Below are 15,507 nucleotides of genomic sequence, written 5' to 3' on the forward strand. Positions count from 1 at the left end.
GACGAGGGGGCGGACAGATTGTGAGGACCGGGTCATGACCTGGCAGGCCCGTCGGAGTAGCCTATAAGCCGTACGCATTTGGAATCGAAGGGGGAGGGCGCGAGAATGCAACTGCTCACCTGGTGGCAGGCCTTGCCGATGGCACTGGCGATCCTCTTGGCCCTCTATCTGCCCGGTGGGGTCCTGGTCCGTCTGACCGGCCGCCGCAGTCCAGCGGAACTCCTGGCCCTGGCCCCCCTGCCCTCCCTGGCCCTGGCCGGGGTGGACGGAATCATCTTCGCCCGGGTGGGACTGTCGTGGGGGTGGGTTTCCTACCTGGCCTCTGCTGCGATCATGGCCCTGATCATCGGCCTGGTCGGCTGGTCCCTTCCCCGGCTGCGGGGGACCGGGGTCGGGCGGAGGGGCGGAGCGGCCCTCCCCCCGGAGAACGGGAGGGCGGGTAGTCCCTCCCGCCCAGCAGGATCAGGCGGCGGGCTCCCTGCCGGGACCGGGGTCAAAATCCGGACCGGCCTGCCATCTCCGTCTGGCTGGCTGCCAGCCCTGACCGGGGTGCTGCTGGCTGCGGTGACCACGGTCATGGGACTGATCCATGCCGTTCCCTCCCCCGAGCAGGTGACGCAGAACTACGACACGGTCTTCCACTACAACGTGGTGGGTCGGATCCTGATGACGGGCCAGGCCACCTCCCTGCATGCCCTTCCTGGCATCCGCGATGTCTATCCGGTGGGTTTCCACGAGTTCGCCGCCCTGGGGGACCTGGCCTTCCCCTCCTTGCCCATAAGCGCGGCCGTCACTTGCACCTGGCTGGTCTTCGCCGCCCTGGTCTGGCCAATCTCCATGCTCTTCCTGGTCCGCCGCGCCGTCGGCGCCCGGCCCGCCACCGACCTCCTCGCCGGTGGCCTGTCGGCCTGCTGCGCCGGTTTCCCTTTCCTCCTCCTGGATTGGGGGACCCTTTATCCCATGTTTGCCGCCCAGGCCATCCTCCCGGTCTTCCTGGGACTCCTGTGGACCTGGTGCCGGAAGGACTGGCGCCGTCCCGACCGGGTCCTGCCCTCCCTGGCCTGGGTCATCCTGGCCTGTGTAGCCGTTTCCTTCGCCCACTTCCGGGTCCTGCTCACAGGTCTTCTCCTGGCGGCCCCCCTGGTCCTGGTCTGGCTGTTCCAGGCAGGGGCCGCACTGAGGCGGCGCAGCCGGAGGCTCTTCCATTGGGCCCTTGCGGGTCTGGCCGCCCTGATCCTGGCCGTCGGGGACATCGGGGGGCTCATCTTTGCGCGCATGTACCTGCGTCACAACACCCGGCCTATATCCGGGCACCTCAACGGCGGTTTCACAAGGCCGGCCGACTCCATGGCGGGGGCCATGGCCCGCTTCCTGACGGGACAGCCCATCGACTCCGCTTACAACCGTCTCCCCGTATTCTGGCCCCTGGCCGTCCTCCTCATGGTCTGCCTACTGGCCGTCCTCGCGGAGCACCGGGAGGAGGGACTGATCTTGGCGGCCTCCTTCCTTCTCCTGGGGTTCGTCTTCGTGGCATGTGACGGGACCCACGCCGACTGGGCCAAGGTGGTGACCGCCCTGTGGTACAAGGACCAACGCCGGCTTTTCGCCGCCTGGCCCATCGTCGCCATCCCCCTGATCTGCCGGGGACTGACCGTTCTGGTCCGGTGGGGGAGTGGACTCGCTGCAAGGGGGAGGGTCCCGGGGCCCGGGACCGTCACCTCCTCCACCTCCGCCCCCGCTGAAAAGCATGGGGGGAATCGGACCTGGCGGCCGGGCTCTTGGTTGGCCGTCCTGCTGGCCCTGGCCTTCGTCCTCGTATGCTCTTTCGCCAATCCGCAACTCGATGCCATGGAGGGGGCGGTAGGCCGGGCATATGCCTTCGCCGGCCCGGATGCCGACTCTCCCATGCTCTCGCGCGACGAGTACCTCCTGCTCAAACGTCTGGACCGGCACGTGGCCCCAGGCGATGAGGTCCTGGCCGATCCCTGGAACGGAAGCGCCTTCGTCATGGCCATGTCCCGCCGGGTCCCTTATTACGCCCATCTCAACACGGTATGGGACCAGGACCACCTCTACCTGGCGCGCACCTTCTCGCAGAGTCCAGACGACCCGCGTTCCTGCTCCATCCTCAAGGACAACAATGTCCGTTGGTACCTGGACATGCAGGGGCCCTACATGCGCGACGACCCCCAGCATGCCCCCTTCGCCGGCCTGCACCCAGTGCCCCGGGCCATGCAGGAGGTCGACCGGCAGGGCAGGGCCGTCCTCTACCGGATCACCTCCTGCGGGTTGTGAAGCGGCTGGGGTGACCCTGTCGATGGCCGTCCCGAGGGGGTGAGGACGGGATGGGGTGGTGATGCGGCCGAGTCCGGATCAGCGGGAAGGGACCAGGGTCACGCCGGCCTCTTCCATCTGGCGCCGGGCGGCCCTGCCGAGCTCCTCGCTGACGGGGACGGTCAGGTCTTCGAAGACGCGGACGGCATATCCCAGCCTCCTGGCATCCAGGGCGGTCTCTTTGACGCAGTGGGATTCGGCTATGCCGGCCAGATCCACCTGGTCCACCCCGACGGCCTTCAAGGCCTTGGCCAGGGTGGTGCCGTGCCCAAGGAGATATCCGACCTCCTGGCGGGTCTGGATGCGTCCGGAGTCGTCCTCGACCCCCTCGAAACCGGAATAGGCGGCCGCATACTGACCCTTCTTGAAGTGATGGCTGATGCCCAGCGCGGCTACCGCAGGGTGGAGGTCTGCCCCTGGGGTGCCGGCCACCCCATGACGCGGCCAGGTGTCCACAAAGTCCGGGTTCTGCGACCAGTGGCCTCCGGGTTGGATGTGCCAGTCCTGGGTGGTGGCCATGTAGGCGTAATCCCCCCGGTGGTCACCGACATATGAGGCGATGGCCCGGGCCACGGCGTTGCCGCCTTCCACGGCCAGTTCTCCACCCTCGCAGAAGGTGGGCTGGACATCGACGATGATCAGTGCTTTCGTCATTGCTGTCACTCTCCTTGGCGGCGGGCGGGGGCCGGTCTTGCGGGCATCATGTTCTCACGCGGGTCTGACCCGGGGCCTCTGCCGGGATGAAGGCGGCGCCGCCCTGGGCCAGGCGGTGGTCCGAGCGCCAGCGGATGGGGGAGGAGCCCAGCTCCCGTGCGAAAGCGGTCGAAAAGGTCCCCGGTTGGGGGTATCCCACCCGTCGCCCCACCTGACCGACATCCTCATTGGTCCGGCTGAGCAGGTGACAGGCCTCCTCCATGCGCCGGCGGCGGACATAGGCGGCGAAGGTGGTTCCGGTCCTGGCCCGGAAGGTCGAACACAGACGGGTCCTGCCCACGTAGCAGGCCCTGGCGACCCGGTCGAGGGAGAGGTCTCCTCCCAGGTGGTCGTCCACGTAGGCCTGGAGCTCTTCCACCAGGGCACGGTCCTGGTCGCAGACCGGCCGGTCCCTGTGGGGGTCGGGCCCCCGACTGCCCGTCGACCCTTTTCCTTCTGCGTTTCCGGCCAGCATGGACACCATCAGCCTGATTCGGGATTCCAGCATAAGCCCCTGTCCGGTGCCGCAGGAAGGCCCTGTCCAGCTGAGGGCCTCCAAGGTCGCGCTTGCGGCCTCCCTCTTCCAGGTGTCGAGGAAGACCTTGTCCAACCCGGAAAACTCACCTGGCCAGTCCCGGTCCAGGTCATCGAAGAAGGCGGGCAGGAGGTTGATGCTGGTGGACTGCCGGCGGCTGCCGCCCGGTATGAAGGTACGGGTCAGCCCGGCGGGTTGGATGCAGGAGTAGAGCCCCGCCTCCTGGCGGACCCGGTTGGGCGGCAGGCAGGTCGGCGGGGTGTCGTCGTCCGGTCCGGACAGCCAGGCGCAGGCGTAATCACAAGGGGACGTCTCCACGAATTCGGTGTCATGAAGGAAGGTGATGTCGTACCTGACGACCAGGCAGTCCGGCCCCACCCCACTGACCCATGCCCGCCCCCGGAAACCCGGACGGCCGGTCGGACCGGACCAGCCCCGGCCCTCCGGGCGCAGCCGGATGCCCAGCTGATCCATCTGGGGGTGGTACAGGGGACGCAGCCTCCTACCTATACCCTCCCCGTCATTGCCAGGCATGCCGCCTCCTTGGCCAATCACCGGGTATGAGGTCCCTCCTGCCCGGACTCAACGGTATGCGGGCGGCCGATGTCCGATTCTGCAGATTTTCGAATCCGTCCGTGTTCCTTCCGATTCCGTTCGCATCGCAGGGGCGGTATTCCCCCCGAAGTCCATCCAGTTTAAGTTCGTTGTGTCGTTCAAACAAGAGGAGGATGCCATGGGGGCAGCGAGGGAAGACCCCGGAAAAACTGCCGGGGAAGAGGGATTCCAGGGTATCCCCGCCACGGGTGCGGAGCCGGGTCCCGGCCGGGTGGATCAGGGCTCCGCCTCTCCGGTGGCCAGTGGCCGGGGGTCCATCTCCCGGCTGGTGGACTTCGCCGGCAGGCGCAAGCCCCTGGTCTATCTGGGCTGCGCCCTGTCGGCCCTGTCCATGTTGGTGGGGTTCGGCCCCTACCTCTGTGTCTGGCTGGTGGCCCGCGACCTTCTGGCCCATGCCCCCCATTGGGAGAGGTCCACGGGTGTGGCCGGGTATGGTTGGGCCGCACTGGGGACGGCCGTCCTGTCCATAATCCTCTACTTCACGGCCCTCATGTGCACCCATCTGGCTGCCTTTCGCTCCGCCTCCAATATGCGAAAGGAGACCACGGGCCATCTCCTGAAGCTCCCTCTGGGCTATTTCGACCGCCATGGGTCGGGCGAGCTGCGACGGATCATCGATGGCTGCGCCGGGGAGACCGAATCCCTGCTTGCCCACATGCTGCCCGATGCCGCAGGATCCCTCGCCCTCCTGGCGGGGATGGTCGTCATCTTCTTTGTCTTCGACTGGCGGCTTGGGCTGGCCTGCATGGTCCCGGTCCTGGTGGCCGTCATGTGCCTGGTGGCGATGAGCACCGGCCGGGGCAAAACCTTCATGAAGGACTATCAGGAAGCCCTCCTGCGCATGTCCGAGACCGGCACCGAGTACGTGCGGGGGATTCCGGTGGTCAAGGTCTTCCAACAGACCGTATACTCCTTCAAGGCCTTCCACGACGCCATCGAGGATTATGCCAGCAGGGCCCGTGAATACTCACTCCAGGCCTGCCGCCTCCCGCAGACCATCGAGCTCACCGCCCTCAACGGCCTGGTGGTCTTCCTTGTGCCTGCAGCCCTGATTCTGGCCCCCGGGCAGGCGGATTTCGCCCGTTTCCTGACCGACCTGGCTTTTTATGCCGTCTTTTCAGGCCTGATTCCCACTGCCATGACCCGTCTCCTGTTCATCGGCAGGGCTTTCGACGATGCCGATGACGCCCTGGGCAGGGTCAGGGGGATTCTGGATGCCAGTCCCCTTCCCGTGGCCGACCGGCCCAGGCGGGCCATGGGTTCGGGGGTCGATATGAAAGGGGTCTCTTTCACCTACAGGGGCTCGTCCCTGCCGGCCCTGCAAGGGGTCACCTTCCCGGTGCTGCCGGGCGAACTGGTGGCCTTGGTGGGCCCATCCGGAGGTGGCAAATCGACCGCTGCCGGCCTGGTGCCGCGTTTCCGGGATCCCCAGGAGGGCCGGGTGGCGGTGGGCGGGGAGGATATCCGCCTCCTGGACCCGCACGACCTCATGGACCGGGTGGCGTTCGTCTTCCAGGACAACCGTCTTTTCACCGCCACCCTGCTCGACAACGTCAGGGCGGCAAGGCCCGATGCCGACAGGCAGGAGGTCATGACGGCCCTGGATGCCGCACGCTGCGCCGACATCGTCGACAAGCTGCCCCAGGGCGTGGACACCATGCTGGGCGTAGGCGGGGCCTACCTGTCCGGCGGCGAGGTCCAACGTGTGGCCCTTGCCAGGGCCATGCTCAAGGATGCCCCCATCCTGGTCCTCGACGAGGCCACCGCCTTCGCCGACCCGGAGAACGAGGTGCTCATACAGCAGGCTCTCACCCGTTTGACGAGAGGCGGCGAGGGGGGTCGTCGCACGGTGCTCATGATCGCCCACCGGCTCTCCACGGTGACCGAGGCCGACCGGATCGTGGTCATGGACCATGGACGTGTAGCCGAGCAGGGCCGTCACTCGGAGCTCTTGGAGGCAGGGGGCCTGTATGCCAGGCTTTGGGAGGATTACCGCCAGGCGGTTGATTGGAAGGTGGCCAACTCCGGCGGGGTGGACGGCACCCGGCCCGGGCAGGGCGAAGACGGGGGACCCGCGGCCCCCCAGGGGAGGTAGGACTGCAATGTTCTCAGGCTTTCAAAAGAGATACGGTCTTTCGGACAGGGGACTGAGGAACACCCTGTTCGGAATCCTCTATACCGTGTTGACCAACCTGGTGGTCATGGCCGGGGTGGGCTCCCTCCTCCTTGTCATGAAGGGCTTCCTGGACCACCTGACCCAGGGCCGGCCCCTGCCCCGCCTCCTGCCCTACCTGGGCGGCCTCCTGGTCTTTGTCCTCCTTCTGTTCGCCACCACGTGGCTCCAATACACCTACACCTTCGGGGCGGTTTATGGGGAGACCACCTCCCAGCGCCTGGGCCTGGCCGAACGCCTGCGCAAGCTGCCCCTGTCCTTCTTCGGCCGTCGGGACCTGGCGGACTTGACCGACACCATGCTCAAGGACGTGGCCACCATGGAGCATGCCAACAGTCACGTATTGGCCGAGCTTTACGGGGCCGTCATCTCCTCCCTGCTGGTCTTCCTGGCCTTGCTGGGTTTCGATTGGCGACTGGACCTGGCCGCCTTCTGGAGTGTGCCCGCCGCATTCTGCCTGCTCTTCGCCGCCAGGGGACACGTCACCTCACTCAGCCGGGACACGAGGGCCGGGCAGATCAAGGTAAGCGACAGGATCCAGGAGACCTTGGACTGCGTCAGGGAAATCCGTGCCACCAACCAGGAGGATCGCTACCTGGAGGGCCTGTATGCCACCATAGACCAGGCTGAACGCACGACGGCCAGGGGAGAACTGATCAATGGTCTGGTGGTCAACTCGGCCATGATCGTCCTGCGCATGGGTCTGGCGACGACCCTTTTGACGGCGGCTGGTCTGATCGCCGGGGGACAGATCGATTTCATGACCATGTTCCTCTTCCTGCTCATGGTCTCTCGGATATACTCCCCCTTCGACCAGGCCATGACACTGGTCTCGGAGCTCTTCCTATCCCAGGCGGCCGCAGAACGCATAGGGGCCGTCATGGATGAACCGGCGGCCAGGGGCGTCGTCGCATTCGAACCCGCCGGCCATGACGTGGCCTTCGATCACGTGACCTTTTCCTATGGGCAGGGTCCCAAGGTCCTCGATGATGTGAGTTTCACGGCCAGACAGGGCCAGGTCACGGCTCTTGTGGGGCCGTCGGGATCAGGCAAATCCACCTGTGCCCGACTGGCAGCCCGTTTTTGGGACGTCTCCTCGGGGCGGGTCACTGTGGGAGGGGTCGATGTGAGCGGGGTGGATCCGGAGAGTCTCTTGAAGGAGTACGCCGTGGTCTTCCAGGAGGTCACACTTTTCAACGACACTGTCATGGGCAACATCCGCCTGGGGCGCAAGGGGGCCAGTGACAGCGAGGTCCTGGCGGCGGCGCGTGCCGCCAACTGTGACGGGTTCGTCGATCGCCTGCCCCAGGGGTATCGGACCATGATCGGGGAGAACGGCTCCAGGCTGTCCGGGGGCGAGCGGCAACGCATCTCAATAGCCCGGGCCCTGCTCAAGGACGCCCCCATCGTCCTGCTCGACGAGGCCACCGCCTGCCTGGATGTCGAGAACGAGACCGAGGTCCAGGGGGCCCTCTCCCGGCTGTTGGCGGACAAGACGGTAATCGTGATCGCCCACCGGATGAGGACGGTGGAGAAAGCTGACAAGGTGGTGGTCCTCAGAGAGGGACGGGTGGTCGAAGAGGGGGCTCCTGCCGACCTGCTTGCGGCAGGCGGCGAATTCGCCCGGATGGTCGGCCTTCAGCAGGAGAGTGCCGGCTGGACCTTGTGAATCTGGCCGTCGTTTCCTCCCCTCACCCCTTCATGGCCTGTCCGCAGTCCCGTAAGCGGGGTCGTCTCGACTTCGAGCGCTCGAACCCCCTAGGATCATGGGTGATGGACGGTTGTGCCTGCAGTGGTCCTGCGGGGATGGTGGGGATATGCAAGGCGCCCGATGGGAAGGGGATGCTGTGAAATACACGAGACTTGGTTCGTCGGATCTGACCGTATCGAGGATCTGCATGGGGTGTATGGGCTTCGGCGACTCCACTGCCGGCTTTCACCATTGGACATTGGGGGAGAAGGAATCACGCGCCGTCATGGAAAGGGGGCTGGAGAAAGGAATCAACTTTTTCGACACGGCCGCTGCCTATCAGGGCGGTTCCAGCGAGCGTTTCCTGGGGCGTTTCCTGGCCGACCACGCCAGACGTGAGGAAATGGTCGTGGCCACCAAATTCCTCCCCCGCACCGATGAGGAGGTCGAAGGCCGGGTCAGCGGACAGGAACATGTGCAGGCCATGTTGGAGAAGAGCCTGACCAACCTCGGCATGGAGTACGTCGACCTTTACATCTATCACATGTGGGACTACCGCACCCCCCTCTGGGAGGTCATGGACGGCCTGACCAGGGTGGTCCGTCAGGGCAAGGCCCGATACGTGGGAATCTCCAACTGCTATGCCTGGCAGTTGGCCAAGGCCAATGCCCTGGCCGGGGCGGAGGGCTTCGTTCCCTTCGTGTCGGTCCAGGGACATTACAACCTGATCTTCCGGGAGGAGGAACGGGAAATGGTCCCACTGTGCCGCCATGACGGGCTGGCCATGACGCCCTACAGTCCGCTGGCGGCCGGCCGCCTGTCCAGGAAGCCCGGCGTATCTTCCCGTCGCATGGAGGAAGACTCCTACGCGAAGACCAAGTACGGTGCCGGCCGTGAGGATGACGCGGAGATCATCGCCCGTCTGGGGCAGGTCGCCGATCGTCTCTCAGTCTCCATGACACGGGTTGCCCTGGCCTGGCTTCTGGGCAGGACGACGGCCCCGGTGGTCGGCGTCACCCGGGGCGACCAGGTCGACGATGCGGCCGCGGCCGTGGATCTGGACTTGGATCTGAAGGATGCCGCCTATCTGGAGGAGCCCTACGCCCCCCACCCCCTGGTCGGGGTCATGGCTGACAACAGGCCGGTGTGATCGCAGATGCGGGCCTGGTGCCCGCCCCGCCCGGCGGCCATCCCGATGGCGGGGGAGACGCGGGATCAGCGGTCGGCCACCTCGGAAGAGGGCTTGAGCTGCTCCTCTTTCTTATGGACACGGTTCTTGCTGATCCGGTAGTAAGCGTTGAAAAGCCCGATGGCCGTCATCACGATGACCATGACCAGGAGGATCCAGACATCCTCTTCGGCCCCGAAGGCCTCCAGCAGCTCATAGGAGGAGGCGATCATCTTCAGCCAGCCTGCCAGTGCCACGAAGTACCAGGCAGTGGCCTTGTCGATGAAGCTGATGGCCCTGTGCCGTTCGCTCTTGCTCTTGGTCGCTTCACGCAGTATGTGGTACCCCCTGGTCCGCTCCATCTGGATCTTGACGACAGGAATCAGCCACCACCAGGGTGACACCATCTTCCATTTACCGCTGATTTCGTCGAAGTTCACCAGGAGTTCCTGGTAGTCGTTCAATTCCATCAGACCCTGGTAGAGGGGGAAGGAAAAAAGCAGCCAATCACTGAGCAGCGAGACAAAGGCAATGAAATAGGACACCTTTTTCGACCTTCCATATGTTCAGTCGGGACGTGTGAAGTAATACTAGTCCGTCAGGACCTCGCCGGCACATGGATCCCGGTCTGCTTGGGCCGTACATGGGCATGCCGAGGTCCCGCCGGCTGAGGCGGTCCCCTGGAAACTTGACATGGATTGCGGGAGGGGTCCCGTGCCCTCTTCGGCTGGTTTTGATCCAATCGAAGACCGATGCGCCATCGCATCGTTGGGCAGGGGAGCATGCGTCGTCCGGAGGGACGGCCTGGTTTTGGGGCGGGTCGGACTCTGGCCTGCGGCAATGCGGACCTTTCCGGGCACTCATGGCCTGTGCCGCGCCCATCTCCGGGCGTCTGCGTCAGGGCTCACCCCGCCTTCCGGCGGAAGGCGGACTTGCATGTGGGGGCGGGTCGGATCGCGTCCGGCCCACGGGGGTCTTACCGGTCAACCGTGAGCTTGAGAAGCATCGTGTTGAAGGCGGCCTCGTCCCTGCCCAGGGCACCGAAGAAATCGGCATCGATCCCCTCGACCAGGGGGAGGGCGCGCTTCAGGATCGACCGGCCTGCATGGGTCATTGTGACGGTCTTGGCGCGCTGGTCGTCGGGGGCGGTCCGCCTGGTGACCAGCCCTCCCCGTTCCAAGTTGCGCAGGATGGTGGATACCGTCATCACATCGATGTCCGAGTTTCTGGCGATATCCACCTGGTTTATCTCATTGCCCTGCTGGGCCAGATACCCCAGGGAGGCAAGCACCACGTACTGGGGATGGGTCAGGCCGATCCCCTTCAGGGCGTCCTTGACCTGCTTGTGCCAGAGGTTGTAGACCCGGATGAAGGAAAGGCCGACGGAGCCCGAGGCGTTCTGGCCGTATTCGGACGGGAAATCACTCACGCGCAGATTTTATCAAAGCGAAGACCGAATCCGGCACGTCCGAAAAGATTCCTGCGGCCGCATGGGCGGTGTCTGGGGTGTCCACACCCCCGACGGGGACCAATTCCACGGAGTGCCTGATCAGCGTCCTGCCATCCCTCTCGGCAAGTTCGTGGGCGAAATAGACATCGCCGACATCCGGAACGGTCGACTTGTCGGTGAAGGACCGTCCCTCTTCCACCTTGACCAGGGTGTACGGCATGGGGGGCTGACCCGTCATGGTCATCCGTCCGGTGGTCCCGGTGGCGAAGGCGCCGTCCAGTTCGATGTCCTCCAGGTCGCTCTCCCACGCGAACCAACGCTTGACGTCGGCATAGTAGGGCCACAGCTGTTCCATGGAAAGGTCCGTGGTCATTTCATAGCTGAATTTCATATGTGCTCCTTTTTTATAAGTACACATATTATATATACACTTATAATATCTTGTCAAGCCGATCTCTACCCATCACGGAGGGCACAAGGCGGGGCTCAGCCGGAAGGAGGGCGGGACCCTGACGACTTCCGGCAGCGGACTACTCGGTGCCTCGTTCGAATTCGCGGATGGCAAAGGAGCTGATGGTGAGGCCGTCGATGATCTGGCCGCATTGAATCATCTCTCTGATCCGTCGTGATGTCACCCACTGGAGATTCGACAACTCCCAATCGGTCCCCCCGCTGCCGGCCTGCATGGGGATGGTGCCGGTTGCTCCCTCATCGGAGCCTGGTGGGGAAGGGAAGGTCAGCTCCATGACACGCACATCGTCCCTCATGACACCCGGATCGGCGTGGATGCGGTGAAGCTCGCACACCTGGGAGGGGTCGGCGGTCAGACCGGTTTCCTCCGCAAGCTCGCGGATGGCGGTTTGCACCGGCGATTCGCCGGGTTCACCCATGCCGCGGGGGAATTCCCACTGCCAGGTCCCTATGGCCACGCGCCAGTGCCTGGCCAGAAGGTAGAACTCCTGACGGTTCCCCTCCAGTACCGCCAGACAGACCGCACCGGGGCGCCCGTCCTTGACGGAGGCGACATGTATGGTCATGGGCTGACCGGTTGAACGCACGGTCACGTCTACCGCTGTCACGGTGAAATCAGCTCCGCCCCGTTCACGGAAAACCTGACGCGACGACAGGACTTGCAGGGGTGAGGGCTGTGGTGGCATCTGCGCATTCGGATCGATTGTCGCGCGGTCGTCCTTCATCATCTGACCTCCTGAATCATGTGCGTCATCATGACCTTACCGTTTCCCGAATACGATGGTTTGAGAGGTTGAGCGCTGGTCGCGCAGCCAATCCAGCATGGTCAGCATCTCCGGGAAAACCTCGATCAGCCAGCCGGCGAAGAGAATCAGGGCAATCGGAATCGGTCCGGACAGGATGACGTTGTCAAAGTAGACGGAGACCAGGGCGATGGCCAATGTGGCGAGGAACTGCTTCAATATCTTCATGTTCTCATGTTGCCGGTCGAACTGGTGGGCTGCCTGTTGGACACAATATGCAAGGTTCCGGATGTATTTCTTCTGCCTGCCGGCAGGGTCGCCAGGATTGCAGTCCCGCCATTGCCCGATGGCCGTCCTGGAGTCGTAACAGAATCCGACGAATCTTGGATTCGGCATCTCCGCCAGCAGCCGGGTTATGGTTCCGGAGAGGAAGAGGGAGGCCTCGGAGCCGTTGCCGCCCGCATAGCGTTCGTACGAATTCGGCTCCGTCTGCACAGCCATCAGATGACAGCCCAGGAAATCGGCCATGGCGGCACGGTATACGAATTGATACCAGTCTTTCAGGGTCCGCCGGTCGCATCCCATCGAATCATGACCCCCTTGACCTTCAACCGGCAGGGCGGATTCGTCGATAAGGGCAAAAGCCTGGGACCGTCTGTTCTCTCCCTTTATATTGTCCAGGGTCTTCAAGAAGGTGTCCGCTGCCGCCTCATCCTCCCCCCTGCCGCAACACCATTGCCGGAGTCGGTCGGAATTGGCCCGGCTTATGGGCAGGAAACTGTCATAGAAACTCTTGCCTTCGGAGTGATGCGGACGGTCTGCCTGTGATTCGTATTCGATGCGTCCCTGACGCTCCGCATCTATCCATTCCTGCCACCGCTGACCAAGGAATCTGAAACTGTCGTCCGCGCTTTTTCCCCCGCCTTGACCCGACCCGGTGAAGACGGCCCCATACAGGCGGGCGATCGTGTGCGCCACCGTATCATCCCGGCCTGCCTCGGCCTGTAGGGTCGCTTCGATCAAGGGCGCTGTCCGCTTGCTGTCTTCAGCGGTGATGGTCTTGTTCAGGACCTGATACTGCAGGGGGCGAAGGGCTCCGATATCCGGCTGATTGCCTTTTCGCCCCGTTTCAGGGTGGTCTTTGGAACGAGGATCGGTCGTGAAGTGGAGCAGACACTGCTCCAAGGTCCGATGCCGGCCCGACACGACGATTGCGGGGCAGTCGCGGTTGGTCTGTCCCAGAAGATCAAGGATCATGTCAGGACCCAGAGCCAGAAAGAAGATGCCGTCGAACAGTTCGGCTTCGGTCAGAAGAATCTTTGGTGAATAAAGGAAGGCCGTTCTGGCGATGCCTGCGAACCGTCGTACCAGGGCCGGATTGTCCCTCAGTGTTTTTTCACAGGAGCTGATGTGGCCGGGCTCCTTGAACCAGAAACCGGGTTCAACGGCCTGCGTGCAATTGCATTCTTTCCTGACCCGGTTCCAATCCTTCAACTGTTCTTCGGAGTCGAAGTTCGTCAGCATGATTGCATCCGAGCGTATGCCGTGATCCATGGTTTCATGGTAGGGCATCGGCGAAACAAGGCCTCTGACTCATCACCCGGCAGAGCGCTTCTAATGTCATCAAAAGGCACCGGACGGAAAGCCCGGAACCCGGCCGGAACCCGACGGAAACGTTGGGGAACCGCCGTTCCGGGCATAAGAAAAAGGCCCCGGACTTCCGTCCAGGACCCTTGCTGGCGGAGGATACGAGATTCGAACTCGTGAGGGCGTGAACCCAACACGCTTTCCAAGCGTGCGCCATAGACCACTAGGCGAATCCTCCACGTTACCCACGAACCTGCGCCATGGTGACCACACCGCCTGCTCAGGGCAACTCACAAATGTTAGCACAGGACCGGGATTGTCCGCGGCCGCCCTCGTGTCGCCAGCAATCCCGGGTCCCGCAACCGCTCAGGACCGGTTACGGCGGGTGGACCGCCAATGGGAGGACGGCCGCCTGCCAGTCCGGTCCGGGCCTACTCGACCTCCTCCAGGGGCAGGCCGAGGGCCTCGGCCACCCGCCGGCCGTACTCCTGGTCGGCCCTGTAGAACTGCCGGGTCTCGAGGACCTTGATCTCCCGGCTGTCCACCGTGCCCAGGGTCCCCCGGATGGTGTCGATCAGGCGGTCCCGCTCCTCGGGGCTCATCACCCGGTAGAGGCGGCCGGCGGCCGAATAGTAGTCCTGGTCGTAGGGGCGGGAGTACTCCGTCTGCCCCTGCACGGCATCCCCGTGCATCCGTGCATCGGGGACCTCGGCCGGTCCCCCCTTGCTGTTGGGTTCGTAGTTGACAGAGCCGTCCTGGCCCTGGGCCATGAACCCGTCACGCTCGTAGTTGTGCACCCCGTTGACCGGACGGTTGACGGGCAGCTGCTCGTAATTGGCCCCGAGACGGTAGCGCTCCGCGTCCTTGTAGCCGAAGAGGCGGCCCTGAAGGAGCTTGTCGGGCGAAGGTTCGATGCCCGGCACGAAGTTGGCGGGGGAGAAGGCCGCCTCCTCCACGTCGTCGAAGTAGTTGGTCGGGTTGGTGTCCAGGACGAACTCCCCGATTTCGATGCGGGGGTAGTCCTTCTTGGAGACCACCTTGGTCACGTCGAAGATGTCGTACTTGTAGTCCAGCCCCTCCTGATAGGGCAGGATCTGGACGCAGACCTTCCACTTGGGGCAGTCCCCCCTCTCGATGGCATCGTAAAGGTCGTGCAGGAGGTAGTCCGTGTCCTCGGAGGCGGCCTTGGCCGCCGTCTCGTTGGTCATGTTCTGCACCCCTTGCTCGCTGATGAAGTGGTATTTGACCCAGAACTGCTCGCCCTGGGCGTTCACCCACTTGAAGGTGTGGCTCCCGTAGCCGTTCATGGTCCGGTAACTGGCCGGGTTCCCACGGTCTCCCATCAGGTAGGTCACCTGGTGGACCGACTCCGGCGAGTGGGACCAGAAGTCCCATTGCATCTCCTGGCTGCGCAGGTGGGTGGCTGGGTCCCGCTTCTGGGAGTGGATGAAGTCCGGGAACTTGAGGGGGTCGTTGACGAAGAAGACGGGGGTGTTGTTGCCCACCACATCGTAGTTGCCCTCCTGGGTGTAGAACCGCAGGGCGAAGCCGCGGACGTCGCGCAGGGTGTCCGGGTAGCCGGCCTCGCCGGCCACCTGGGAGAAGCGCAGGAGGATCGGGGTCTTCTTCCCCTCCCCGTTGAAGAGGTCCGCCTTGGTGTAGGCCCCCATGTCCCTGGTCAGGGTGAAGGTCCCCTTGGCCCCGGCACCCTTGGCGTGGACCACGCGCTCGGGTATGCGCTCGCGGTTGAAATGGGCCAGTTTCTCCAGCAGCTGGTAGTCCTGCAAGAGGATCGGCCCCCTGGTGCCGGCCGTCTGGCTGTGGTTGTTGTCCGCCCAGGGTTGGCCCTCATTGGTCGTCAATCTGTCATTCATCATCTGTCTCCGTTCCCTGGCGCCGTCGCATCGTCGTCTTCGGCTGGTGGCGGGTGATGGGGCATGCCGTCGGAAAGGCGCAGATATGTCCCTCACCGGTTTTCCGCCCCGGCGCTGATCGGGTCGGCGGTCTGTGTGCCGCCGACTGCATCCAGACTATCCACGGGAAAGGCG

General features: G+C 64.2%; 12 protein-coding genes and 1 tRNA gene. 4 read left to right on the forward strand and 9 right to left on the reverse strand.

Annotated features, from left to right (window positions below):
- Positions 1-138: 138 nt before the first annotated feature.
- Positions 139-2,295 (forward strand): DUF6541 family protein, encoded by a 2,157-nt coding sequence (locus tag V6584_RS07115; RefSeq protein ID WP_340469842.1) that lies wholly within the window; start codon positions 139-141, stop codon positions 2,293-2,295.
- A 78-nt stretch (positions 2,296-2,373) separates the two neighbouring features.
- On the opposite strand, the gene V6584_RS07120 is transcribed toward V6584_RS07115, so the two are convergent.
- Positions 2,374-2,988: an isochorismatase family protein gene (locus V6584_RS07120; RefSeq protein WP_340469841.1), complete on the reverse strand. Its 615-nt coding sequence runs from the start codon at positions 2,986-2,988 to the stop codon at positions 2,374-2,376.
- Between the two features lie 46 nt (positions 2,989-3,034).
- Positions 3,035-4,096, reverse strand: a complete 1,062-nt coding sequence (locus tag V6584_RS07125; RefSeq protein ID WP_340469840.1) for a helix-turn-helix transcriptional regulator — start codon at positions 4,094-4,096, stop codon at positions 3,035-3,037.
- Between the two features lie 199 nt (positions 4,097-4,295).
- On the opposite strand from V6584_RS07125, the gene V6584_RS07130 reads away from it, so the two are divergent.
- From V6584_RS07130 to V6584_RS07140, 3 genes are all read left to right on the forward strand, one after another.
- The gene (locus tag V6584_RS07130) at positions 4,296-6,272 is read left to right on the forward strand and encodes an ABC transporter ATP-binding protein (protein ID WP_340469839.1); all 1,977 of its coding nucleotides are present in this window, start codon (positions 4,296-4,298) and stop codon (positions 6,270-6,272) included.
- Between the two features lie 7 nt (positions 6,273-6,279).
- Positions 6,280-8,019, forward strand: a complete 1,740-nt coding sequence (locus V6584_RS07135; protein WP_340469838.1) for an ABC transporter ATP-binding protein — start codon at positions 6,280-6,282, stop codon at positions 8,017-8,019.
- A 178-nt stretch (positions 8,020-8,197) separates the two neighbouring features.
- A complete protein-coding gene (locus tag V6584_RS07140; protein ID WP_340469837.1) occupies positions 8,198-9,190 on the forward strand; it encodes an aldo/keto reductase in 993 nt (330 codons plus the stop codon).
- Positions 9,191-9,255: 65 nt separating this feature from the next.
- Here V6584_RS07140 and V6584_RS07145 read toward each other — a convergent pair whose 3' ends face one another.
- The 7 genes from V6584_RS07145 to V6584_RS07175 form a co-directional block, all read right to left on the reverse strand.
- A complete protein-coding gene (locus V6584_RS07145; protein WP_340469836.1) occupies positions 9,256-9,753 on the reverse strand; it encodes a hypothetical protein in 498 nt (165 codons plus the stop codon).
- Between the two features lie 431 nt (positions 9,754-10,184).
- A complete protein-coding gene (locus V6584_RS07150; protein WP_340469835.1) occupies positions 10,185-10,637 on the reverse strand; it encodes a MarR family winged helix-turn-helix transcriptional regulator in 453 nt (150 codons plus the stop codon).
- The gene (locus tag V6584_RS07155; protein WP_340469834.1) at positions 10,630-11,049 is read right to left on the reverse strand and encodes an SRPBCC family protein; all 420 of its coding nucleotides are present in this window, start codon (positions 11,047-11,049) and stop codon (positions 10,630-10,632) included. The genes V6584_RS07150 and V6584_RS07155 overlap by 8 nt, the downstream gene beginning before the upstream one ends.
- Positions 11,050-11,188: 139 nt before the next feature.
- The gene (locus V6584_RS07160; protein WP_340469833.1) at positions 11,189-11,857 is read right to left on the reverse strand and encodes an NUDIX hydrolase; all 669 of its coding nucleotides are present in this window, start codon (positions 11,855-11,857) and stop codon (positions 11,189-11,191) included.
- Positions 11,858-11,890: 33 nt separating this feature from the next.
- Complete coding sequence (locus V6584_RS07165; RefSeq protein WP_340486337.1) at positions 11,891-13,426, reverse strand: hypothetical protein; 1,536 nt, start codon at positions 13,424-13,426, stop codon at positions 11,891-11,893.
- A gap of 183 nt (positions 13,427-13,609) precedes the next feature.
- Positions 13,610-13,697 (reverse strand) — tRNA-Ser (locus V6584_RS07170).
- Positions 13,698-13,890: 193 nt separating this feature from the next.
- Positions 13,891-15,336 (reverse strand): catalase, encoded by a 1,446-nt coding sequence (locus V6584_RS07175; RefSeq protein ID WP_340469831.1) that lies wholly within the window; start codon positions 15,334-15,336, stop codon positions 13,891-13,893.
- Between the last annotated feature and the right edge of the window lie 171 nt (positions 15,337-15,507).

Source organism: Bifidobacterium favimelis (genome assembly GCF_037963085.1).
GTDB classification, from domain to species: Bacteria; Actinomycetota; Actinomycetes; order Actinomycetales; family Bifidobacteriaceae; genus Bombiscardovia; species Bombiscardovia favimelis.

Bases quoted from the DNA above. Each gene is read 5' to 3' on its own strand.
- V6584_RS07115 (WP_340469842.1), top strand. From the start codon at position 139: ATGGCACTGGCGATCCTCTTGGCCCTCTATCTGCCCGGTGGGGTCCTG.
- V6584_RS07120 (WP_340469841.1), bottom strand. From the start codon at position 2,988: ATGACGAAAGCACTGATCATCGTCGATGTCCAGCCCACCTTCTGCGAG.
- V6584_RS07125 (WP_340469840.1), bottom strand. From the start codon at position 4,096: ATGCCTGGCAATGACGGGGAGGGTATAGGTAGGAGGCTGCGTCCCCTG.
- V6584_RS07130 (WP_340469839.1), top strand. From the start codon at position 4,296: ATGGGGGCAGCGAGGGAAGACCCCGGAAAAACTGCCGGGGAAGAGGGA.
- V6584_RS07135 (WP_340469838.1), top strand. From the start codon at position 6,280: ATGTTCTCAGGCTTTCAAAAGAGATACGGTCTTTCGGACAGGGGACTG.
- V6584_RS07155 (WP_340469834.1), bottom strand. From the start codon at position 11,049: ATGAAATTCAGCTATGAAATGACCACGGACCTTTCCATGGAACAGCTG.
- V6584_RS07160 (WP_340469833.1), bottom strand. From the start codon at position 11,857: ATGATGAAGGACGACCGCGCGACAATCGATCCGAATGCGCAGATGCCA.
- V6584_RS07165 (WP_340486337.1), bottom strand. From the start codon at position 13,426: ATGGATCACGGCATACGCTCGGATGCAATCATGCTGACGAACTTCGAC.
- V6584_RS07175 (WP_340469831.1), bottom strand. From the start codon at position 15,336: ATGATGAATGACAGATTGACGACCAATGAGGGCCAACCCTGGGCGGAC.